Origin of the sequence: Kitasatospora sp. NPDC005751, from assembly GCF_040630835.1 — a bacterium.
Lineage (GTDB): Bacteria > Actinomycetota > Actinomycetes > Streptomycetales > Streptomycetaceae > Kitasatospora.
This window is the reverse complement of record NZ_JBEXYC010000014.1, coordinates 106,623-127,012: the sequence shown is the minus strand read 5'-3', so window position 1 is coordinate 127,012 and position 20,390 is coordinate 106,623. Positions and strand designations below refer to the sequence as shown.

The 20,390-nt window shown below is 72.9% G+C and carries 20 protein-coding genes; 7 read left to right on the top strand and 13 right to left on the bottom strand.

Annotated elements, in window-relative coordinates; all coding sequences use genetic code 11:
- Positions 1 to 45: 45 nt before the first annotated feature.
- A complete protein-coding gene (locus ABZ497_RS16510; RefSeq protein WP_359805717.1) occupies positions 46 to 858 on the bottom strand; it encodes an isocitrate lyase/phosphoenolpyruvate mutase family protein in 813 nt (270 codons plus the stop codon).
- 10 nt (positions 859 to 868) lie between these two features.
- Positions 869 to 1,342: a carboxymuconolactone decarboxylase family protein gene (locus ABZ497_RS16505; protein ID WP_352291176.1), complete on the bottom strand. Its 474-nt coding sequence runs from the start codon at positions 1,340 to 1,342 to the stop codon at positions 869 to 871.
- A gap of 231 nt (positions 1,343 to 1,573) precedes the next feature.
- On the opposite strand from ABZ497_RS16505, the gene ABZ497_RS16500 reads away from it, so the two are divergent.
- Positions 1,574 to 2,395: an NRDE family protein gene (locus tag ABZ497_RS16500; protein ID WP_359805714.1), complete on the top strand. Its 822-nt coding sequence runs from the start codon at positions 1,574 to 1,576 to the stop codon at positions 2,393 to 2,395.
- Positions 2,396 to 2,444: 49 nt separating this feature from the next.
- On the opposite strand, the gene ABZ497_RS16495 is transcribed toward ABZ497_RS16500, so the two are convergent.
- Positions 2,445 to 2,975, bottom strand: coding sequence for a hypothetical protein (locus ABZ497_RS16495; RefSeq protein ID WP_352291178.1), 531 nt, complete (start codon positions 2,973 to 2,975; stop codon positions 2,445 to 2,447).
- Between the two features lie 275 nt (positions 2,976 to 3,250).
- On the bottom strand, positions 3,251 to 4,156 hold the full coding sequence (locus ABZ497_RS16490; protein WP_329489044.1) for a sigma-70 family RNA polymerase sigma factor: 906 nt from the start codon (positions 4,154 to 4,156) through the stop codon (positions 3,251 to 3,253).
- 99 nt (positions 4,157 to 4,255) lie between these two features.
- Here ABZ497_RS16490 and ABZ497_RS16485 point away from each other — a divergent pair, with 99 nt between their 5' ends.
- Entirely contained in the window at positions 4,256 to 4,717 is a 462-nt protein-coding gene (locus ABZ497_RS16485; protein ID WP_359805711.1) for a carboxymuconolactone decarboxylase family protein, read from the top strand.
- A 138-nt stretch (positions 4,718 to 4,855) separates the two neighbouring features.
- Positions 4,856 to 6,304 (top strand): PLP-dependent aminotransferase family protein, encoded by a 1,449-nt coding sequence (locus tag ABZ497_RS16480; protein ID WP_359805708.1) that lies wholly within the window; start codon positions 4,856 to 4,858, stop codon positions 6,302 to 6,304.
- Between the two features lie 40 nt (positions 6,305 to 6,344).
- Here ABZ497_RS16480 and ABZ497_RS16475 read toward each other — a convergent pair whose 3' ends face one another.
- The 9 genes from ABZ497_RS16475 to ABZ497_RS16435 all read right to left on the bottom strand — a co-directional run bounded on the left by ABZ497_RS16475 (position 6,345) and on the right by ABZ497_RS16435 (position 18,458).
- On the bottom strand, positions 6,345 to 6,569 hold the full coding sequence (locus ABZ497_RS16475) for a DUF6126 family protein (RefSeq protein WP_359805706.1): 225 nt from the start codon (positions 6,567 to 6,569) through the stop codon (positions 6,345 to 6,347).
- A gap of 32 nt (positions 6,570 to 6,601) precedes the next feature.
- On the bottom strand, positions 6,602 to 7,237 hold the full coding sequence (locus tag ABZ497_RS16470) for an XRE family transcriptional regulator (RefSeq protein WP_359805705.1): 636 nt from the start codon (positions 7,235 to 7,237) through the stop codon (positions 6,602 to 6,604).
- A 92-nt stretch (positions 7,238 to 7,329) separates the two neighbouring features.
- The gene (locus tag ABZ497_RS16465) at positions 7,330 to 9,063 is read right to left on the bottom strand and encodes a pyruvate dehydrogenase (RefSeq protein ID WP_329489040.1); all 1,734 of its coding nucleotides are present in this window, start codon (positions 9,061 to 9,063) and stop codon (positions 7,330 to 7,332) included.
- Positions 9,064 to 9,174: 111 nt separating this feature from the next.
- Positions 9,175 to 11,583, bottom strand: a complete 2,409-nt coding sequence (locus ABZ497_RS16460; protein WP_359805703.1) for a glycosyl hydrolase family 65 protein — start codon at positions 11,581 to 11,583, stop codon at positions 9,175 to 9,177.
- Entirely contained in the window at positions 11,580 to 12,329 is a 750-nt protein-coding gene (locus ABZ497_RS16455; protein WP_329489038.1) for a beta-phosphoglucomutase family hydrolase, read from the bottom strand. Before ABZ497_RS16455 ends, ABZ497_RS16460 begins: the two co-directional genes overlap by 4 nt.
- Before the next feature lie 172 nt (positions 12,330 to 12,501).
- Entirely contained in the window at positions 12,502 to 13,287 is a 786-nt protein-coding gene (locus tag ABZ497_RS16450) for a VOC family protein (RefSeq protein ID WP_359805700.1), read from the bottom strand.
- 237 nt (positions 13,288 to 13,524) lie between these two features.
- A complete protein-coding gene (locus ABZ497_RS16445; RefSeq protein WP_359805699.1) occupies positions 13,525 to 15,300 on the bottom strand; it encodes an LCP family protein in 1,776 nt (591 codons plus the stop codon).
- A 699-nt stretch (positions 15,301 to 15,999) separates the two neighbouring features.
- Complete coding sequence (locus tag ABZ497_RS16440; RefSeq protein WP_359805697.1) at positions 16,000 to 17,634, bottom strand: tyrosine-type recombinase/integrase; 1,635 nt, start codon at positions 17,632 to 17,634, stop codon at positions 16,000 to 16,002.
- Positions 17,635 to 17,636: 2 nt separating this feature from the next.
- Positions 17,637 to 18,458, bottom strand: coding sequence for a helix-turn-helix transcriptional regulator (locus ABZ497_RS16435; protein WP_359805695.1), 822 nt, complete (start codon positions 18,456 to 18,458; stop codon positions 17,637 to 17,639).
- Between the two features lie 169 nt (positions 18,459 to 18,627).
- On the opposite strand from ABZ497_RS16435, the gene ABZ497_RS16430 reads away from it, so the two are divergent.
- From ABZ497_RS16430 to ABZ497_RS16415, 4 genes are read left to right on the top strand one after another with little or no spacing between them, the layout of a single operon-like run.
- Positions 18,628 to 18,921, top strand: coding sequence for a DNA-binding protein (locus tag ABZ497_RS16430; protein WP_359805692.1), 294 nt, complete (start codon positions 18,628 to 18,630; stop codon positions 18,919 to 18,921).
- 43 nt (positions 18,922 to 18,964) lie between these two features.
- Entirely contained in the window at positions 18,965 to 19,630 is a 666-nt protein-coding gene (locus ABZ497_RS16425) for a hypothetical protein (RefSeq protein WP_359805690.1), read from the top strand.
- Positions 19,627 to 20,073 (top strand): hypothetical protein, encoded by a 447-nt coding sequence (locus ABZ497_RS16420; RefSeq protein WP_359805688.1) that lies wholly within the window; start codon positions 19,627 to 19,629, stop codon positions 20,071 to 20,073. Before ABZ497_RS16425 ends, ABZ497_RS16420 begins: the two co-directional genes overlap by 4 nt.
- Complete coding sequence (locus tag ABZ497_RS16415; protein WP_359805686.1) at positions 20,070 to 20,321, top strand: hypothetical protein; 252 nt, start codon at positions 20,070 to 20,072, stop codon at positions 20,319 to 20,321. The genes ABZ497_RS16420 and ABZ497_RS16415 overlap by 4 nt, the downstream gene beginning before the upstream one ends.
- The last annotated feature ends 69 nt before the right edge of the window (positions 20,322 to 20,390 follow it).

Genomic DNA, 20,390 nt, shown 5'->3' with positions numbered 1-20,390 from the left:
CGTCCGTCGCCGACTTCGCGGTCGGGTCCGGACGCCGGCTCCGGGTCAGCCCTGCGCGAGGGCGTTCAGCTCCTGGTAGGTGAGCCCGCCGTCGAGCGCGGTGTACGTCCCCTCGGAGTACACCTCCTCGGCGGCGCGGCGCACCGCCGCGTACGCCGCCCTGGCCAGGCCCGGCCCGAGGCTGACCCGGGCCACGCCGAGCTTCGCCAGCTCCGGTACCGACGGTGAGCCCGGCCCGGCCAGGACGTTCAGCGGCGCCGGGACTGCGGCCACCAGGGCGGCGATCGTCTCCGGGTCCGCGACCCCGGGCACGAACACGCCGTCCGCGCCGGCCGCGACGTACGCCCGCAGGCGGTCGACGGCCTCGTCCAGCCGGCCGGCCGGGTCGCCGAGCTGCTTCAGGAACACATCGGTGCGGCCGTTGACGAAGAGCGGGACGCCGGCCGTGTCGGCGGCGGCCCGGGCGGCCGCGATCCGTTCGGCCGCCTCGGCGGCGGGGCGCCCCCCGTCCTCCAGGTTCACCCCGACCGCGCCGGTGCCGAGCAGCGCGGTGACGGTCTCGCCGACCTCGGCGGCCGTCGCGCCGAAGCCGCTCTCCAGGTCCGCCGTCACCGGCAGCGCGACCGAGCGCACGATCAGCGCGGTCTGGGCCAGCACCTCGGCGCGGTCGGCCGCGTCGCCGTCCGCGCTGCCGAGCGTCCAGGAGACGCTCGCGCTGGCCGTCGCGACGGCCCGGGCACCGGCGGCGGCGACCAGCCGGGCGCCCACCGCGTCCCACACGTTGGCGAGCACCAGGGGCTCGCCGGGGCGGTGCAGGGCGTGGAGGGCTCGGGCCAGCTCGTGCTGAGTGGTCGTCATGCCGGGCACCCTACTTCGCGGCGGGGCTGAGGCGGGAGGTGACGCCGATCCGGTTCCAGGAGTTGATGGCGATGATCAGCGCGATCAGCTGGGCCAGCTCGGCCTGCTCGAAGTGCTCGGCGGCCTCCTGGTAGACGGCGTCCGGCACGTGCCCCTGGGTCAGCAGGGTGACCGACTCGGTCAGCGCGAGGGCGGCCCGCTCCTTGGCGGTGAACCAGGACGTCTCCCGCCAGGCCGGCAGGGAGAGCAGCCGGTGGTTCTGCTCGCCGTTCTTCAGGGCGTCCGTGGCGTGCATGTCGATGCAGAAGGAGCAGCCGTTGAGCATCGACGCGTGCACCTTGACCAGCTCGGCGAGGACGGGGTCGACGCCCTGCCGGGCGGCGCGGTCCAGGGCGATCATGGCCCGGTAGAACTCGGGGGCGAGGTCGGGGAGGGAGATCCGCTGCTCGGGGGCGGACACGGTGGCGTTGTCGTTCGTCGTCATACCGGCCAGCCTAGGGTCCGACTGGACTGGCTCCCTGGCACATTCGGGCCGAGAGATCGTGGGCCACTTCACGGTCAGGGCAGGCCCTCGGGCGGCTCGCCCGAGTGTGGCACGGCGGGCGCCGGAGGGCGAGGGCCCGGACCTGCCCGGATCCGAACGACCGTGCGAGGATCGCGGGGAGGGTGGTACAGCCGGGCCGCCCGGGGTGGGCGAGGTCAGGGGGCCAGGATCGTGTGTACCGCGTTCGTCAGCATCGAACCGTCGGCATCGGTGCCCGTGCTGCTGCTGTCGGTGCGGGACGAGTACGCCGGGCGGCGGTGGTCCCCGCCGGACCACCACTGGCCCGCGCACCCGGCGGCCGTCGGCGGGCTCGACCTGGCGGCGGGCGGGACGTGGCTCGCCATCGAACCGGGGGCCGCGGTGCCCGGGGCCACGGAGCCGGGCACCGCGGGGCCGGCCGCGGCCTGTCTGCTGAACGGCTTCGGGGCCATGGCACCCGCCCGGGCCCGGCTCTCGCGCGGGGAGCTGCCGCTGATCGCCCTGCGGGACGGCGGCCTCGCCGGCGTCGACCTGGAGCGGTACGACCCGTTCCACCTCGTCCTCGCCGGCCGGGCCGGCGCACGGGTACTGAGCTGGGGCGGCAGCATCCTGGCGGAACGCGACCTGCCGGTCGGGCTGAGCGTGGTGCTCAACGACGGACCGGAGGGGCTGGCGGCGGACCGGACCGCGTCCGAACTGGTCCGCTCGCTGATGGCCGCCCGCGCCGCGCACTTCCGGGCCCGTTTCCGGGCCGCCGTCCGGCCCGCGCCGCGGCCCGGCCCCGCCACGACCGAGCAGGCCTGGGGCGCCTGGCTGCCGATCGTCTCCGGCGACGGCCTGGCGCTCGACGATCCGGCCGCGCTGGTCCAGCGGCGGGAGTTCGGCGACGGGCGGATCTGGGGCTCGTCCTCGATCTCGCTGCTCGCCTTCGGGCCCGACGGGCCGCGGTACGACTTCGGCCCGGCCCCGGTGACGGAGCCGGGCACGCCCGGCGGCTGGCGCCGGATCGGATAGACGAGTGGAGTAACTGGCAGACTCCCCCGTCCCGGCCGGGGCGAGTCGTTCAGCCCTGCGCCCGGGCCTCCAGCCAGCGCCTCGCGAGGGTCGCGTTGACGGTGTAGAAGAACTCCGACTTGAGCCCCGGCTCGCTGGTGAGCGCCTCCACCCAGGTCATCGGCCAGTTGCGGCGGTGGTAGTGCCGGTGCACCGCCCGGGTGAAGGCGGCGAGGTTGCCCTGCAGGCTCTTCTTCTCCAGGCCCAGCCGGGTGGCCAGTTCGGTGTAGCTCACCCGCGCGTCGGGCTGGGTGGCCAGCACGTCCAGCACCCGGGCCACCACCTGCACCGATCCCAGCGGCTCGATCATCAGCCGGCGGAAGTCCTCGACGGTCCACTCGACGACCGGGAGCTTGCCGGGCTCCCCGGCCGCCCCCTCCTCCGGCGCGGCCGGGGGCGCCGGAGGAGCGCCGCCCGCCCCGGCGGCCGTCGGGGCACTCGCCGTGGCGCCGGTCAGCCCGGCCAGGTAGGCGTACACCTGTGTGACGTACTGACTCGGCACCGGTACCGAGACGAACTGCGGCTGGTCGTCCTGCGACATGTGGTCCTCCCCTGGTGTGGCCGCCGGCCCTGTTCCCTGGCGACAGCCCTGATCCTGACAGACCGCCAGTCACCTTGTCCAGCCTTTACTGCCAGTTACTTCCGGCCTATCTCGCTTCCTCTCCCGGCTACTCCATCGATTCGGTCCCACCGGTCGCCCCAGTGAGCCGCTTCCCGGGACGAAGGGGAACGCACCCCTTCGGTGGCCGGTGGACGTTCCGGTCGGGGCGGCGGGCGCGTAGGTGCGCCCGCCGCCCCGCTCAGCCGCTCAGCCGCTCAGCCGCCGAGGATCGGCCCCAGGTCGATCCGGGCCAGCCGCTCCGGATCGGTGAGGATGTCGAGCGCGGTGACCCGGCCGTCCCGGATGGTGAACGCCATGAGCGACAGCGGCTTGCCGTCCGCGAAGGACAGCACCCCGGGCGCGCCGTTGACGAGCACCGGGCGGGCGTTCTCGGCGAAGCGGGCGAAGGTGATCGCCTGCGAGGCGACCTCGGCCGCGCCGCGGCGCAGCGTGCTCGGCCGCAGGGCGCCGCCGTCCGAGCGGGCCACGATCCCGGGGTCGAGCAGCGCGAGGAGGGCGTCGAAGTCGCCGCCGCGCGCGGCGCTGAGGAAGGCGTCCACCACCTCGCGGCGGCGGTTCAGGTCGCCGTCCTGGGCGGGCGCGGCGCCCTGGACGCGGCGGCGGGCCCGGCTGGCCAGTTGGCGGGTGGAGGCGGAGGTGCGGCCGAGGATCGGCGCGATCTCGTCGAACGGGACGGCGAACAGGTCGTGCAGGACGAAGGCGAGCCGCTCCGCCGGGGCGAGCGTGTCCAGCACGATCATCAGCGCGATCCCGACCGAGTCGGCCATCAGGAGCTCCTGCTCCGGGTCGACGACGCCGAAGGCGCCGACCACCGGATCGGGCAGCCGGACCGCGCCCTCCTGCCCGTCCGGCCCGTCCAGCGGGTCCTCACGCCGCGCGGTGCGCGAGCGCAGCAGGTCCAGGCAGACCCGGCCGACCACGGTGGTCAGCCAGGCGCCGAGGTTCTGCACGGCGCTGACGTCCGAGCGGTCCAGCTTCAACCACGTCTCCTGGACGGCGTCCTCGGCCTCGCTGAGCGAGCCCAGCATCCGGTAGGCGACCGCCCTCAGTTGGAGCCGGTGCTCCTCGAACTGCCCGGCCAGACATTCGTTCCCGCTCACCTGTCACATCCCCGTTCCGCGATCCGTCGGTGCAGTGAAGGACGATAACCGGCCCGGCGCGCAAGGCACTCGGGCTCCTGACGCGACGGAGGAAACGCCGTGACCGCTCGGATGAAGAACCCCGCGATGGTCCTGCCCGACGCGATGAAGGGCATCCAGAACATCTACAAGGCCATGTACCAGGGCGGCATCCCGCCCCAGATCCTGGAGCTGGTGCACCTGCGGGCCAGCCAGATCAACGGCTGCTCCGCGTGCGTCTTCGCCGGCGTGACCAACGCGAGGAAGGCCGGTGAGACCGACGAGCGCCTGCACGCCGTCGCCGCCTGGCGCGAGGCCCCCTTCTTCACCGGGGAGGAGCGCGCGGCCCTCGCCCTGACCGAGGCGGCCACCCGGCTGGCCGACCGTTCCGGCCCGGCCGTGCCGGACGCGGTCTGGGACGAGGCCGCCGACCACTTCAACGAGGAGCAGCTCTCCGCGATCATTCTGATGATCGGCCTGACCAACCTCTTCAACCGGCTGAACGCCACCATCCAGGAGCCCGCCGGCGCGACCTGGGGCTGACCGCGGTGCGGGCCCGCGCACCGGCACCGACCGGCGGCGCGGGGGCCGGGGCCGCCGCCCGGCCGCCCGCGGCCACGCGATAATCCCCTACGGACACAACCCGGACGGCACAGCGCCCCGCACGGATCGGCCCTCCCCATGAGCACCACCTCCTGGACCGCGTTCGGCGGCGACCTGCACCTCGACCTCAGTGGCCGGCGGGCCGCCGGAGTCGGCCTGCGGGCGGCCCTGGAGGACGCGCTGCGGGAGGCCGTGCAGGACGGCCGGCTGGCCCCGGGGACGCGCCTGCCCTCCTCCCGGGCGCTCGGCGAGGACCTCGGGATCGCCCGCAACACCGTGGTCGAGGCGTACGGGCAGCTGACCGCCGAGGGGTGGCTCGCCTCGCGGCAGGGCTCGGGCACCACGGTGGCCGGGCGGACCGCCCCGCGGTCCGGCCGTCGCCCGGCCGAGGCGCCGCCCGAGCGCCGGACCGCCCGCCACGACCTGACGCCCGGGCGGCCGGACGTCTCGCTCTTCCCGCGCACCGCCTGGCTGACCGCCGCGCGGCGGGCGCTCGCCACCGCGCCGCACGAGGCCTTCGGCTACGGCAGCCCGCTCGGGCGGATCGAGCTGCGGCAGGCGCTCACCGACTACCTCGCCCGGGTGCGCGGCGTCCGGACCGACCCGGACCACCTGCTGATCTGCTCCGGCTTCACCCAGGGCATCGGCCTCCTCTGCGCCGCCCTGCGCGAGCGCGGTCCGGCCCGGACGCGCGGGACCCGCACCCTGGCGGTCGAGGGGTACGGGCTGCCCCCGCAGCGCGAGATGGTCCGGGCCGCGGGGCTGACCCCGGCGCCGCTGCCGGTGGACTGCGCGGGGGCCCGGACGGACCTGCTCGGCGCCCGGCGGGACGCGGCCGTCCTGCTCACCCCCGCCCACCAGTACCCGACCGGCGCCGCGCTGGCCGCCGAACGCCGGTCGGCGGCCGTCGGCTGGGCCCGCGAGCAGGACGGGTACGTGATCGAGGACGACTACGACGGCGAGTTCCGCTACGACCGGCAGCCGCTCGGGGCGATGCAGGCGCTCGACCCGGAACGGGTGGTGTACGCGGGCACCGCGGCCAAGAGCCTGGCACCCGGCCTGCGGCTGGCCTGGCTCGCCCTGCCGGACGCCCTGGTCGAGCCGGTGGCCCGGCGGAAGCAGCTGGCGGACACCATGTCCCCCGTGCTGGACCAGCTGACCCTCGCCGAGCTGATCACCTCCGGCACCTACGACCGGCACGTGCGCCGCTGCCGGCTGCACTACCGGCGGCGCCGCGACGCGCTCGTGGCGGCACTGGCCGAACGCGCCCCGCACGTCCGGGTGACGGGCATCGCCGCCGGGCTCCACGCCGTGCTGCAACTGCCGCCCGGGGCGCCGACGGAGGCCGAACTGCTGGCCCGCGCCGGGGCGCTCGACCTGGCCGTCACCGGCCTCTCCTGGCACCTGGCCGACCCGGCGCTCGCCCCGGACGCCTCGCCGGCCCTGGTGGTCGGCTACGCCACGCCGCCCGACCGGCTCTTCCCGGCCGCCCTGGACGCGCTCTGCGAGCTGCTGCGGACGGCCTGACCGGGCCGGTCCGGTTCGTTGAACAGCTTTACCCCACCGGCTACTTGTTCCGGTTGCCCAGCTCGAAGAGCAGCATGATGAAGCCGGCGAAGGCGTGCGTGGCGACCATGTAGATCAGCACCCGGATGCCGACCCGGCGGTTGGCCCACTTGCCGGCGTCGACGGTCTTCGGCGCGTCGGCGGCGGCCGCGACGGGAGCCGCGGCGGCGTCGGCGGTAACGGTGGTGGCGGTGGTGGCGGTGGTGACGGTGGTGGGATCAGCCATGGGAGATCTCCTCCAGGAGGTCCGACGGTGGGTCAGTGCGGGGCTGCGGGGCCGCCGCCGAGGCAGAGTTCGCCGCCGGGGCTCTGCAGCAGGGTGTGCACGAAGAGCAGCTCCACCCCGTCCGCCGAGTCGGCGGCGATGCAGTGCGGGGTGAGCGAGTCGAAGTGCGCGGAGTCGCCCTCGTCGAGCAGGTGGGTGCGGTCGCCGAGGGTCAGCCGCAGCCGGCCCTGCAGGACGTACAGCCACTCCTCACCGGGGTGGACCCGGACCACCGCGTCCTGCACGCCCGGGGGGACGTGCACCCGCAGCGCCTGCATCGCCCGCCCGGGCGCGCCGGCCCGGCGGTAGCCCCAGCCGCCCGCGCGACCGGGGTCGATCGCGCCGCCGCGCACCACCGGGTCCGCCTCGGCCGGGGCCTCGCCGAGGAGGCCGGAGACGGAGGTGCCGTAGGCGCGGGCGAGTCCGAGCAGGACGGGCAGTGAGGGCTGGCGCCGGCCGGTCTCCAGCCGGGACAGATAAGCTGGGGAGAGTCCGACCCGGGAGGCGGCGACCTCCAGGGTGAGGCGGCTGCCGAGCCGGTGCTCGCGCAGCCTCGCGGCGAGGCCGGCGACCTCCAGGTCGTCGGTCCGGTCGCCGGGGGTGGAGGGGCCGGCTGGGCTGGTGGTCATGTGACCAGTGGACACCCCGCCTGCCGTACGGGCAAGAAACTTGCCTCAGAGGCAAACCACCGCGCGTCCCCCTCGACGGGGCTGGACCGGCCCTACGGGCGGGGGATGTTCCGCAGGTTGCTCCGGGCCAGGTCGATCATGCGGCCGACCCCGCCGGAGAGCACCGTCCGCCCGGCGGCCAGCGCGAAGCCCTTCAGCTGGGCGGCCGTGATGCGCGGCGGGATGGAGAGCGCGTTGGGGTCGGTGACCACGTCCACCAGCGCCGGACCGGGCCGCTCCAGCGCCTCCGTGAGCACCTCCCGCACCCGCGCCGGGTCGGTCACGCGCTTGGCCGGGATGCCCATCGCCCGGGCGATCCCCGCGTAGTCCACGTCCCCGTTGTCGATCTCCGCCTCGGGGTAGCCGGAGACCAGCATCTCCAGCTTGATCATGCCGAGCGCGCCGTTGTTGAAGACCACCGTCTTCACCGGCAGCCGGTGGCGCACCACCGTGAGCAGTTCGCCGAGCAGCATCGAGAGCCCGCCGTCCCCGGACATCGAGACGACCTGCCGGCCGGGGCAGGCCAGCTGGGCGCCGATCGCGTGCGGCAGCGCGTTGGCCATCGAGCCGTGCAGGAAGGAGCCGATCACCCGGCGGCGGCCGTTGGGCTGGAGGTAGCGGGCGGCCCAGACGTTGTTCATCCCGGTGTCCACGGTGAACACCGCGTCGTCGGCGGCGACTTCGTCCAGCACCGAGGCGACGTACTCGGGGTGGATCGGCAGGTGCTTCTCGATGTCCCGGGTGTAGGCGCCGACGACGTCCTCCAGCGAGCGGCAGTGCTTGTCCAGCAACTCGTCCAGGAAGGCGCGGTCGTCCCTGGGCTCCAGCAGCGGCAGGACCGCGCGCAGGGTGGCCGAGACGTCGCCGTGGACGGCCAGCTCCAGCGGGGTGCGGCGGCCGAGCCGGGTGGCGTCGTGGTCCACCTGGACGGTGCGGGCCTGCGGGAGGAAGGAGTCGTAGGGGAAGTCGGTGCCGAGCAGCACGACCAGGTCGGCGGAGTGCAGCGCCTCGTGGCAGGCGCCGTAGCCGAGCAGGCCGCTCATGCCGACGTCGAACGGATTGTCGAACTGGATCCATTCCTTGCCGCGCAGGGAGTGCCCGACCGGCGCGTTCAGGGCCTGCGCGACCGCCATCACCTCGGCGTGCGCCCCGCGGACGCCCGCGCCGCAGAACAGGGTGACCTTGCGGGCCCCGTTGAGGGCGCGGGCGAGCGCCCGGACCTGGTCCCAGGGCGGCGCCGCGACCGCCTGCTCGGTGAGGAAGTGGCTGCTGCCGGTCGGCCCGGCGGCCGGCAGCGCGGCGATGTCGCCGGGGAAGGCCAGGACGGAGACGCCGTGCGCGCCCAGCGCGTGCTGGATCGCGATCCGCAGCAGCCGGGGCAGCTGCGCGGGCGTGGACACCGTCTCGCACCAGCTGCTGCAGTCGGTGAACACCCGCTCGGGGTGGGTCTCCTGGAAGAAGCCGGTGCCGATCTGCCCGGACGGGATGTGCGAGGCCAGCGCCAGCACCGGCAGGCCGCTGCGCTGGGCGTCGTACAGGCCCTGGATCAGATGGGTGTTGCCGGGCCCGCAGGAGCCCGCGCAGACGGCCAGCCGCCCGCTCAGCTCGGCCTCGGCGGCCGCCGCGAAGGCGCCGGCCTCCTCGTTGCGGACGTGCACCCAGCTGATCCCCTCGGCCCGGCGGATGGCGTCCACCACCGGGTTGAGGCTGTCCCCCACCACGCCGTAGACCCGCTCCACCCCGGCCTGCCGGAGCACCTCGACCATCTGCTCGGCCACACTCACCACGGGGCGCTCCTTCACCGGCCGCCGGTTGCCACGGGACACCTGCACCCTCCGGCGGAGCGCCCCGCGCCGCACCCCGGCCGGGGCCGAAGGGGTGACGGGCGGGGCCGGGCGTCACTCGGCCGCGAGGTGCTCCGGCCCGGGGCCGAGGGTGCCGCCGATCACCCCGGCCTGCGGCTGGCGCCGGGCCGGCTCGCGGCCCGGCGGCTGGCTGCACCGCTCCTGGGCGGGCGGCACGGTGGTCGGCAGGGTGACCGGCGACCCGACCTTCACCTGCACCCCCTCGCCGTCGTGGCGCAGGTGGATCACCTCGCCGCGGCGCAGCGTGTACGTCGTGCCCGCGTGGGTGATCCGCACCCCGAGCAGCTGGCCCCGCACCATCAGCGAGAAGCTCAGCCGCATCAGCCCGGGTGGCAGCCGGGGCCGGAAGGAGAGTGCCTCGCCGTGGTCCCGCAACCCGCCGAACCCGGCCACCAGGGCGATGCAGGCCCCGGCCAGCGAGGCCATGTGCAGACCGTCGCCGGTGTTGCCGCCGAGGTCGTGCAGGTCCATCAGGGCGGCTTCGGCGGTGTAGTCGAACGCGAGGTCCAACTGTCCGACCTCGGCCGCGATCACCGCCTGGGTGCAGGCGGACAGCGAGGAGTCGCGGACGGTCAGCCGCTCGTAGTAGGCGAAGTTGCGGGCCTTCTGCTCGTCGGTGAACGCGTCCCCGCGCACCTGCATGGCGAGCACCAGGTCGGCCTGCTTCACCACCTGCTTGCGGTACAGGTCGAAGTACGGATAGTGCAGCAGCAGCGGGTAGTTCTGCGCCGGGGTGTGCTCGAAGTCCCAGACCTGGTGGTCGGTGAAGCCGTCGGCCTGCGGGTGGACGCCGAGGTTCTCGTCGTACGGGACGAACATCGCGGCGGCGGCGTCCCGCCAGGCGGCGGTCTCCTCGGTGTCCACCCCGAGCGCGGCCGCCTCGTGCGGGTGCCGGGCGGCGGCCTCGGCGGCGGCGCGCAGGTTGCTCTGCGCCATCAGGTTGGTGAACACGTTGTTGTCGGCGACGGCGCTGTACTCGTCCGGACCGGTGACGCCCTCGATGCGGAAGTTGCCGGCCGCGTCGTGGTGGCCGAGCGAGCGCCACATCCGGGCCGTCTCGACCAGCAGCTCCAGCCCGTACTCGCGCTCGAACTCGACGTCCCCGGTGGCCCGCACGTAGCGGGCGACGGCGGCCGCGATGTCCGCGCCGATGTGGAACGCCGCCGTACCGGCCGGCCAGTAGCCGGAGCACTCCTCGCCGCGGATCGTCCGCCAGGGGAACACCGCTCCGGCGAGGCCGAGTTGGACCGCGCGCTCGCGGGCCAGCGGCAGCGTGGTGTGCCGCCAGCGCAGCGCCTGGTTGACGGCGCTCGGCAGGCAGTAGGTGAGCACCGGCAGGACGAAGGTCTCGGTGTCCCAGAAGCTGTGCCCGTCGTAGCCCGGGCCGGTCAGCCCCTTGGCGGGGATGGCCCGTTCCTCGCTGCGGGCGCCCGCCTGGAGGACGTGGAAGACGGCGAACCGGACGGCCTGCTGGAGCTCGACGTCGCCCTCGACCTCGATGTCGCTGGTCTCCCAGAACTCCTCCAGGAACCCGGCCTGTTCGGTCACCAGGCCGTCCCAACCGGTGTACCGGGCGGCGGTCAGCGCGGCCTCCACCTGGTCCCGCACGGCGGGCAGCGAGCGGGTCGCGGACCAGCCGTAGGACATGAACTTCACCAGCCGCAGCTTCTCGCCCGGTTCGAGCAGGGTGGTGACGCTGATCCGGCAGTTGTCCGCCTCGGCCTCGGCGACGGTGTCCAGCCGGTCCGGGCCGTCGATGATGTGGTCCATCCCGGCCGCGACCCGGATGCCGCTGTAGCGGGTCCGGTGCACCAGGACGGCCTTGGTGCCGCCCGCGTGGTGCGCCTCGGCGAGCAGCGGCGCCTCCAGCACGGCGGAGGCCCGCGGGTCGCTCTCGGCGCCGCCGGGCAGCTGCTCGTTGGCGACCAGCTCCGACTGCAGGACGATCCGGACCGGACCGTCCACCGCCTCCACGGTGTACTCCACGGCGGCGATCGCCCGCTGGGTGAGGGAGACCAGCCGGGTCGAGTGCACCTTGATGGTCCGACCGGCCGGGGAGGTCCACTCCGCCTCGCGCCGCAGCAGCCCGGTCCGGAAGTCCAACCAGCGCCGGTGGCTGAGCAGTTCGCCGTAGCGCAGGTCGAAGGGCTCGTCGTCCACCAGCAGCCGGATGATCTTGCCGTTGGTCACGTTGATGACGCTCTGGCTGGACTCCGGGTAGCCGTAGCCGCCCTCGCCGTACGGCAGCGGCCGCAGCTCGAAGACGCCGTTCAGATAGGTGCCGGGGAGGCCGTGCGGCTCGCCCTCGTCCAGGTTGGCGCGCAGGCCGATGTGGCCGTTGGAGAGCGCGAAGACGGACTCGGCGCGGGCCATCGCACCCAGGTCGAGGCCCTGTTCGGTGATCTGCCAGGGATCGACGGCGAAGTTGTCCAGCCCGGTCATGCCGCACCTCCTTCGAGCAGCTCGGCGAGGTCGGCGACGACCACGGTGGCGCCGTGGCGGCGCAGTTCGTCGGCCTGGCCGGTGCGGTCCACGCCCACCACCGTGCCGAAGCCGCCGGCCCGGCCGGAGGCGACCCCGGCGAGCGCGTCCTCGAAGACCGCGGCGTGCGCGGGCTCGACGCCCAGGGCCCGGGCGGCGGCCAGGTAGGTGTCCGGCGCGGGCTTGCCCGGCAGGCCGTCCCGCTTCGCCACCACGCCGTCCACGACCACCTCGAACAGCTCCTCGATGCCGGCGGCGCGCAACACGTCCCGGCAGTTGGCGCTGGAGGAGACCACCGCGGCGGGCAGCCCGAGCCCGCGCAGCCGCCGCACGTAGGCGACCGAACCGTCGTACGGCTGGACGCCCTGCTCGCGGATCATCCGCAGCACGGTCTCGTTCTTGGCCAGGCTGACGCCGTGCACGGTGCGGGCACCGGGCGGGTCGGCGTCGGTGCCCTCGGGGAGGTCGATGCCCCGGCTGTGCAGGAACGCCCTGGTGCCGTCGAGTCTCGGGCGGCCGTCGACGTGGGTGTCGTAGTCGGTCACGGCGTCGAAGGGGACGAACTGCCCACCGGTGCGGGCCGCTTCGGCGCGCAGGAAGGCGTCGAAGGTGTCCTTCCAGGCCGCCGCGTGCACCTTGGCGGTCTGAGTGAGCACCCCGTCGAGGTCGAAGAGGAAAGCGCGGATGTCGTCCGGAAGCCCCAGCATGGGTGCAGTCTTACCCGCGAAACCGGGGAAGCCTCCCATTCCCGGCGGCGCGTCGCGGGAACGGGAGGCTTCCGGGGGCGCAGCGGCTACGGGGCGCTACGGCGCGATTACGGCGCGGTGGGCTACGCCGTGACGTGACTGGCTATGACGTGACGGGCTATGGCGTGACTGGCTACGGCGCGGTGGGCGAGGCGATCACCGCGAAGACGGCGCCCTGCGGGTCCTGGACGACGGCCATCCGCCCGGCCGCCATGTCGAACGGCGGCTGGAGCACCGAACCGCCGCCCCGGACCAGGGCGTCCACGGTGGAGTCGGTGTCGTCCACCGAGAAGTAGGTCAGCCAGTGCGGGGGCGTGCCGGGCGGCAGGTAGTCCGGGAGCCGCTGCATGCCGCCCACCGAGCGGTCGCCGACACTCAGCGAGTAGTACCCCTCCAGGCTCTCCAGGGCGGCCGGGCTCAGGCCCAGCGCCCGCTGGTAGAACGCTCCGGCCGCGTCGGTGTCGGTGGTGTTGAGCTCGTTCCAGACCAGCGCGCCGGGCTCGTTCACGACGCCCGCGCCGATGAAGTCGACCTTCTGCCAGACGCCGAACACCCCGCCGGTCGGGTCCGCCGCGACCAGCATCCGGCCGACGGTGCCGACGTCCATCACCGGGTACAGGATCGTGCCGCCGCTCTCGGCGACGGACCGGGCGGCGGCGTCGGCGTCGTCCGAGGCCAGGTAGGTGGTCCAGCCGACGGGCGGGAGGGGCTGGCCCTCGGGCGCCATCTGCGCCATGATCCCGGCCACCGGCTTCCCGTTCAGCGCGCACACGGCGTAGCCGCCGAACTCGGGCGGGCCGACCTCCCCCTGCCAGCCGAACAGGTCGCGGTAGAAGTCGAGGGCGGCCTGCTGGTCGCTCGCCATCAGGTCGATCCAGCACGGGGTGCCGGGCGCGTACGGAGCGGTCACTTCGGGCATTGCTGGGCCTCCGGGAGTACGGGTTCCTCGTCCTCCGCCACGACCGGCCGGGGTGCCCGGGGCCCGGGCCCCGGGCCGCGACGCGGGCGGAGGCCCGGGCGGCGGCGCGACCGGCGGGCGGTACACCGCCCACCTTCACCGGGCCACCGCGATCCCGCCACCGGACGGCGACCCGGCGGGCCACCCGGACGCGGGCGGCGGACGGGGGCCGCCGCGGGCGCTCTCCCGCCGGTCGGGTCAGCCGTAGGAGACGTCGGCGCAGATGTCCTCGTCCGCCGAGCGGGCGTCGTTGGTCACGCTGGTGGGCAGCGGGGCCGGCACCGAGGGGGCGGCCGCGACCCCGGGGGCCGCGGCGGTACCGGGGGCGGCCGCGCCACCGCCGTTCGCCGCCGCGAAGTCCTTGCCGACGATCACGGTGATGCCGGCCGACTTGGCCGCCTCGACGGTGGCCCCCGGGAACAGCTCGGCGACCTTCTCGGCGTTGGCCTTCTGCCCGGAGCCGTACTCGATCATCGTGGTCGCGTACTTGGTGCTGGCCGCCGGGCCGGCCTTGGTGGCGGTGAACTTGGCCGCCTTGAGCGCCTCGCTCGCCTTGCCGTCCAGCCCGGTGGTGGTGGTGCCGTTGTAGACGGACACCTTGACCGCGGCGTTGCCCGGGTCGGAGGCCGCGGCGGGCGGCGTGGTCGGCGCCGCCGGAGCGCTCGGCGAGCCGGCGTCGGTCGGTGCGGCCGGCGCGTCGGTCTGCTGGCCGGTGGCGTTCTGACCGTCGATGGTCCGGTCGGCCTTGAGGGCGTCCCAGAGCTTGTTGGCGTCCGGCTGGATGATGTCGATGTTCTTGTCCTGGGTGCGGTAGCGCCAGGGCAGCGTCACGAACTTGAGCTCGTGCATGTCGATGTTCTTCAGCGAGAGGCCGAAGGAGAGCAGCTTGTCGGCGGAGCCGAGGCCCGGGTCCACGGTCATCGACTTGGTGGCGGCGTCCGCGAGCGGGAGCAGCGTGGTGGGGTTGAGGCCCTGGCTCTTGATGCTGGAGGCGAGCGAGCCGAGGAAGGCCTGCTGCCGCTTCATCCGGCCGATGTCGGAGCCGTCCCCGATGCCGTACCGCAGCCGGACGAAGTTCAGCGCCTGCTGGCCCTCGACCTTCTGCTTGCCCTGCGGCAGGACGACGGCGCCCTTCTTGGGGAGCTTGGGGTTGATGTCGTTCTCGTAGATCGGCTTCGGCAGGCAGACGTCGACCCCGTTGACGGCCTTCGTCATCGCGGAGAAGCCCTGGAAGTCCACCACGATGGTGTGGTCCACCCGGATGCCGGTGAGCTTCTCCACCGTGTTCTGGGTGCAGGCGGGGTTGCCGTCGTCGCTCTCACCCTTCGAGAACGCCGCGTTGAACAGGTCGCTGGTGGCAGCCTTGGTCCACTTGCCGTCCGGGAGCTTGCAGGACGGGATCGCCACCATGGCGTTGCGGGGGATGGAGATCCCGACGGCGTGCTTGTGGTCCGCGTAGACGTGCAGCAGGATCGTGGTGTCCGAGCGGGCGCCGCCGTCCTCGCCGCCGCCCAGGTCGGCGTTGTTCTTGCCGCGGCTGTCCGAGCCGATCAGCAGGACGTTGACCGGCTTGTTGCCGTCCGCGTCGGGCTGCGCCTCCGGCGGCCGGTCGCCGGCTATCGCGTCCGCGTCGAAGGTCTTGATGTTGGCGTTGAGCTTGAGGTAGATCGCGCCGCCCGCGCCGGCCATCAGCACCAGCACACCGGCCGCCGACCAGGCGACGATCTTCTTCACGTTCTTCTTCGGCTTGCGGCTGTTGCGGGCCGCCGCCCGGCCACCGCCGGCCGCGGCCCCACCGGCACCGGCCGCACCGGCCGCGCCGGCCGCCCGGCCCCCCTTGCCCTGCGCCGCGCGCCGCGCCTGCGCCCGGCCTCCGGCCCGCGGCTGCGGCACCCCGCCGTCGCCGCCCTCGGCCGTGAGCGCGCCGGGCGCGTCGTCACCACGAGCCGGGCCCTCGCCCCACTGACCTGACATCCGTGTACCTTTCACCGGCCGACGCGACGCCCCACGACCGGGCACTCCGCATACAAGAAGGACGGTCCGGGCCGCCCCCAGGTTGCACATACGAAGGTCGTAATGACCGACGAACGCCCCCGCGACCCTTCCCACCCCGTCCCCCGGAGCCCCCGCAGGCACCACAAGCCCCTGTCGGAGCATACAAGCCGGTCGTATTATTCCAGCCGCCTCGCCACCCCCGTCCCCCGACCAGGACCCCACCCCCATCTCCCCCGGCCCCCAGGGCACTTCGGCCGAACGCCCGACCCCCACCAGCCGTCCGCGCTGGACCGCGAACCCCTGACGCACACTCACCCGCGCACCGGGCGGCGAGCCGCCCCGCCCGCCCGGCGGCCCGCTGCCGGAAACCCGAAAGGCCCCGGTCAGACATTGTCTGACCGGGGCCTTCACGGGTGGGCCGCCAGGGGCTCGAACCCTGAACCTACGGATTAAAAGTCTGAATGAGCCTGTGATGGCCCGTGTCGGCGCGTGCTGCCCTATGCCTTGCACTGCTGGTCAGAGCGGGTATGGCTTGACTTCTCGTCCGCTGCGGACAGCTCTCGTGGTGCCTCGTTATGGAGCGTTCGGGCCAGCAGCGGGCCAGCAGAAGAGCCCTGCCGAGCTGGGCTTTCGCCTGGCCGGCAGGGCTCCGAATGAAGCTCCTCGCTGGTGTCCATGCTACCCCGCCGGGGCCGCCGGGGCCCCTTCCGTTCCCGCGTCCGGGTCCTGCGGGTCTTCGCTGTACATCGGCTTCCGCCGGGCCCGCGGCACCATGCCGGCCGCCCGCTCGGCGACCTCCTTGTCGACCTCCGGCAGCAGCGTCGTGTAGGTGTCCGACGTCAGGGTGACCGTCGAGTGCCGCAGCGTCTCCTTGATGACGTGGATGTCACCGCCGCCGGCGTGGATCACGGTGGCCGCCTGGTGGCGCAGGTCTCGCAGGTTGATGGGCGGGAGGCCGGCCGCCTTGCGGATGCGGTGGAACGCGTCGGTGACCATCTGGGGGTGCAGCCAGGTCCCGTCCTCCTGGGTGAACACCTTCCCGGTGTCGATCCAGGACGGCGCCTTCTCCGGATCTCCGCCGGCGGCGAGGAACTCAGCCCGGGCGGCGAGTTGGCGGTCTCGCTCGGCGAGCTGGCGCACGCGATGCTCGCGGAGGACCTGGACGGTGACGGAGTCGAGGGCGATCGTCGCCGCGCTGCCGTCGGTCTTGGGCTCGGTCTCCATGGGCGTCCACCCGTCCTGGACGATCTCCTTCGCGACGGTGAGCTCGGCGCGGTCGAGGTCGGTGTTGTGCCAGTCGTGGCCGACGCCTTCGCCGCGTCGCAGGCCGCGGAAGGCGACGAGGTGGAAGAAGGCGTAGAGACGGTCCTCCTCGGCGGCGTCGAGGAACTCTCCGAGCTGCGGAAGGGTCCACACCATGACCGGGGACGGCTTCTCGCCGGTCAGCCGCCACCGCTGCACGTGCTGCTCGGTCCACAGGACGGCCTTCGGTCGCTTCCCGGAGGTCATCTCCAGGTGCTCCGCCGGGTTGTGCGTGATGAGCTGGCGCACGATCGCCGTGTTGAGCGCGGCCCGAAGGGTGGACCGGATGCGCTGGCGGGTCGCCGGGCCCGTGATCCGCCGGAACGGCTTCATCTCGGCGAGCTTCGCGCGCTCGGCCGCGATCCGGGCCCTCTCCTCCGGGGTGGGGACCCCCGGGCGGCCGGCGCGGCAGCGGGCGGCCTGCTCGCGCCTGGCCTGGTTCTCCGCGGCGATGGTCTCGTTCTCGTCCGCGATGGCGTCGAACATCTCGACCAGGTGGCCGGCGTTGAGCCGGTCGAGCCGCAGGTGCCCGAGGTGCGGCTTGAGGTGCACCCGGATGTGCGACTCGTAGCCGTTGGTGGTCGTCTTGCGGGTCTTCTTGCCGGCGAGCCAGGTGTCGAGCCAGTCGCCGACGGTGGTCTTGCCGTCGAGGGGGATTCCGACGCCGAGGCGACGCTGCACCTCGGCGGTGTCGGGAATGGGCGTCCGGCTCTTCGCGACGTCCGCGAGGAGGGCGGCGACACGCTGCGCGGCGTCCTCGTCGCCCTTGGCCATGTCGAGAATCGCCCTGACCTTGTCCAGGGCTTCCTGCGCCTTCGTGACCGTGTCGAACCCTGTGCGACGGAAGGTGCGACGCCGGCCTTCCCGATCCGCCGGGAGTTCCTGGCGGATCGCGGGCGAGCCATGGTTCTTCCTCGACAGATTCGCGCAGGCCGCTCCGAGGAGCTTTCCGTCCTCCGCGCGGCACTCGCATCGCTTATAAACCCCGCCACCGCGGCGAGCCATTGCCATGTTTACTCCTGAATTTCCTTGAGCCTCTCTAGCGATGTGACAGGCACTACTGCGATCGGCTCCATTTGACTTATGGCGTCCTGGACCGCCGCTGGGAGGTCGGGCAGATCGATTCCCAACGCCTGAATCCGCCTTCGGACCCGCATCAAACTATCGCAGACGCCATCAAGATTCTCTTTCGCCGAGGAGGTTGCCCACTCGGAGTGACTTACCTGCCCCTCCCACTCTTGAACCTTATGGTAAATCGGGCGAAGTACTGCCAGTTCGCCAAAGATCTCCATGTCCCGCATGGCCTGCACCACAGTGGTTCCCGAATCAGCTGTATCCGCCAGCTCCGCCTCCAGCTGGCGAACACGCTCGGCAGCGCGCTTATCCTCCTGTGACGGCTCCCGCAGCAGAGTCGCCGCCCTCGCCTCGCGGGCCATCTCTAGTCGTTTGATAGCTCGCAAAATCTTCCCAATAATATCTTCGTGTTGGCGAAAATAGTACAGCGGGTGATCTAGATATTCATCCCAAGACACACCTTCAGGGATTGCTCCGCCACTGAAATAGGAAGCCGCATCGAGGGGTGCAGCGGAAATCTTGGGGAGAATTTCGACAGACCTGCGGATCCCTACAGGGAAGAGGAGTGAAACAGGTGGCACCTCCAAAGCGCGCGAAAGGATGATGAGCTCAGCGACCGAGACGGTTGGACGGCGCTTGCTCTCCAAATTTGCGATGACAGAGCGAGGAATGGGCATGCCAAGCTCGGCACATCGGTCAGCAAGCTGCTGGGCGCTAAGTCCGCGAACCTTGCGCATCCGCTTCACCTCGTCGGAGATCACAGCAGCAACTGCAGCGGGCCAGTCGGACTGGGCGGCACTAGGTGTCATGGAGACAACGCTCCCACGGTTCCTGTGTCCGTACAAGACAACACAGCTTGACAGCGCCTCAGCCTGGGCAGACACTCGACTCACTTCCCACAGGATCAACTCCAGCGAGGATTGACACCTGATGACACAGCTCGACCAGGCGACGCCCGGGATCACTCGGGATCAGCTGCTCAGACTCCCACCCACCACCGACGTCGAGACCGCTTCCGCAGCCCTGGGCCTCGGACGGACGACCGGATACGCGCTGGCGAAGGCCAACCAGTTCCCGTGCCAGGTCATAAGAGCCGGCCGGTGCTACCGGGTCGTGACAGCGGATCTCCTCAGAGTCCTGCTGATCCGCCCAGACATGAGCGACGCCGCCGGGGCTGCCACCCCGACGGCGTCCGAGAGCAGCCCCTCCACCAGCGCGAACTAGTAGGACGGAGACACGCCTCATGAGCGATGTTCCCACAGCGACAATGACGTCGCACGAGCCCCTCGCCGGGTTCACGACAGACCCCGACGCAACGTCGGCCACCAACCTCATCGCGGCCCTCCGCGACGGCCTCACCCCGATCGACATCACCAAGGACGACACGGGCTCGTACACCGTCCACTACGACCACCGCGTCTTTGACCGCGACACCGTCAACATCATCCTCGCCGCCGTCGGCATCCCCCCGGCCAGGCCCATCGAGGAGATCCACGCCGAAGCCGCCGCGAAGATCCTGGCCATCGCGGACGCCGAGCTGGCCGCCCACCCGGGACGCCGCACGGCGGACATCGCCCTGCGGGGCGGCCGCACCGTCACCGCCGCCTGCAGGCAGTGGTGCACCGTGGACCACCGGGCGGACGGCCCCGGCATCCACCCCGAGGACATCTACCACGCCAGCACCGAGGCGGCCGTCGAAGTGACCCGCCCCAGCAGCGCCCCGGAGACCCTCCTCTCCGGCTGGATCACCGTGTACCCGTACTCGTCGACTGACTCGGAGCCGCGAGCCGCGATCTGGTTCTCCTCCGGGGACTGCGAGGACTACGACGCCCCTGGACTCGGCCGGCTCGCCGCCGACCTGCGCGCCGCCGCCGCGTGGGTCGACGGTCTCCGCGCTCAGCTCACCGCCGCGGTCGAGGAGGCAGGCCAGTGACCAGCCCCTGGGAGACCTTCGACAGCATCGTGCCCGGCATCCAGCACGAAGGCCTGGCGTTCTACGCGGCGTTCAACCAGGCCCGGCAGGCCGCCCACCGCAAGGGCGACTCCGTCGACATCTGCGAGTACGGCCGCCAGGCCTGGCAGCAGCTCACCCCCGTCCAGCGTGCCTACGCCCTCGACGGCCTCTTCATCGCCTACTTCTGGCGCATCTACGAGGAGGAGATCGAGCTGCGCCACCAGGCCGACACCGAGGCCGGCAAGTCCTACCTGGACCCCGACGACCTGACGACTCTGCACGAGTCCCTGCAGTATCAGGACGGCGAAGGCGAGGGTGCCACGGTCACCACCCTGGCGTCGTCGGTGTCCAACCTCCTCCAGGAGCTCAACCTGCTGCGGCACCAGCTGCGCAACGCCCGGGCCGCGGCGGAGGACTCGTGAGCGCCCACGTTGCGGGCCAGTGGCCCGAGGCCTTGCGCACCTCTCCCACCCGTGAGCTGATCCGCCGGGATCGGCAGCGGGCCGCCGCCCAGGTGTGGGAGACCGCCACCCTCGACGGAGCGGCGGCCGCCCTGGCCGCCGACGCCACCGCCGACGACGTCCGAGACACCGCCGCGCGCATCGCCGAGCGCGTCGTGAAGCTCGCCGAGACCGTCATCCAGCAGCAGGCCGACTCCCTGGCCCAGTAGCGCGCCTGCCCCTGCCGGGGGCAGAACGCGCCGTTCTGCCCCCGGCCGCCGCGCGCTCTTTTCGCCAGC

Excerpts from the sequence above, each read along its gene's own strand:
- ABZ497_RS16510 (WP_359805717.1), bottom strand. The coding sequence starts at position 858 with ATGACGACCACTCAGCACGAGCTGGCCCGAGCCCTCCACGCCCTGCAC.
- ABZ497_RS16505 (WP_352291176.1), bottom strand. The coding sequence starts at position 1,342 with ATGACGACGAACGACAACGCCACCGTGTCCGCCCCCGAGCAGCGGATC.
- ABZ497_RS16495 (WP_352291178.1), bottom strand. The coding sequence starts at position 2,975 with ATGTCGCAGGACGACCAGCCGCAGTTCGTCTCGGTACCGGTGCCGAGT.
- ABZ497_RS16480 (WP_359805708.1), top strand. The coding sequence starts at position 4,856 with ATGAGCACCACCTCCTGGACCGCGTTCGGCGGCGACCTGCACCTCGAC.
- ABZ497_RS16475 (WP_359805706.1), bottom strand. The coding sequence starts at position 6,569 with ATGGCTGATCCCACCACCGTCACCACCGCCACCACCGCCACCACCGTT.
- ABZ497_RS16470 (WP_359805705.1), bottom strand. The coding sequence starts at position 7,237 with ATGACCACCAGCCCAGCCGGCCCCTCCACCCCCGGCGACCGGACCGAC.
- ABZ497_RS16460 (WP_359805703.1), bottom strand. The coding sequence starts at position 11,583 with ATGACCGGGCTGGACAACTTCGCCGTCGATCCCTGGCAGATCACCGAA.
- ABZ497_RS16455 (WP_329489038.1), bottom strand. The coding sequence starts at position 12,329 with ATGCTGGGGCTTCCGGACGACATCCGCGCTTTCCTCTTCGACCTCGAC.
- ABZ497_RS16450 (WP_359805700.1), bottom strand. The coding sequence starts at position 13,287 with ATGCCCGAAGTGACCGCTCCGTACGCGCCCGGCACCCCGTGCTGGATC.
- ABZ497_RS16445 (WP_359805699.1), bottom strand. The coding sequence starts at position 15,300 with ATGTCAGGTCAGTGGGGCGAGGGCCCGGCTCGTGGTGACGACGCGCCC.
- ABZ497_RS16440 (WP_359805697.1), bottom strand. The coding sequence starts at position 17,634 with ATGGCAATGGCTCGCCGCGGTGGCGGGGTTTATAAGCGATGCGAGTGC.
- ABZ497_RS16430 (WP_359805692.1), top strand. The coding sequence starts at position 18,628 with ATGACACAGCTCGACCAGGCGACGCCCGGGATCACTCGGGATCAGCTG.
- ABZ497_RS16425 (WP_359805690.1), top strand. The coding sequence starts at position 18,965 with ATGACGTCGCACGAGCCCCTCGCCGGGTTCACGACAGACCCCGACGCA.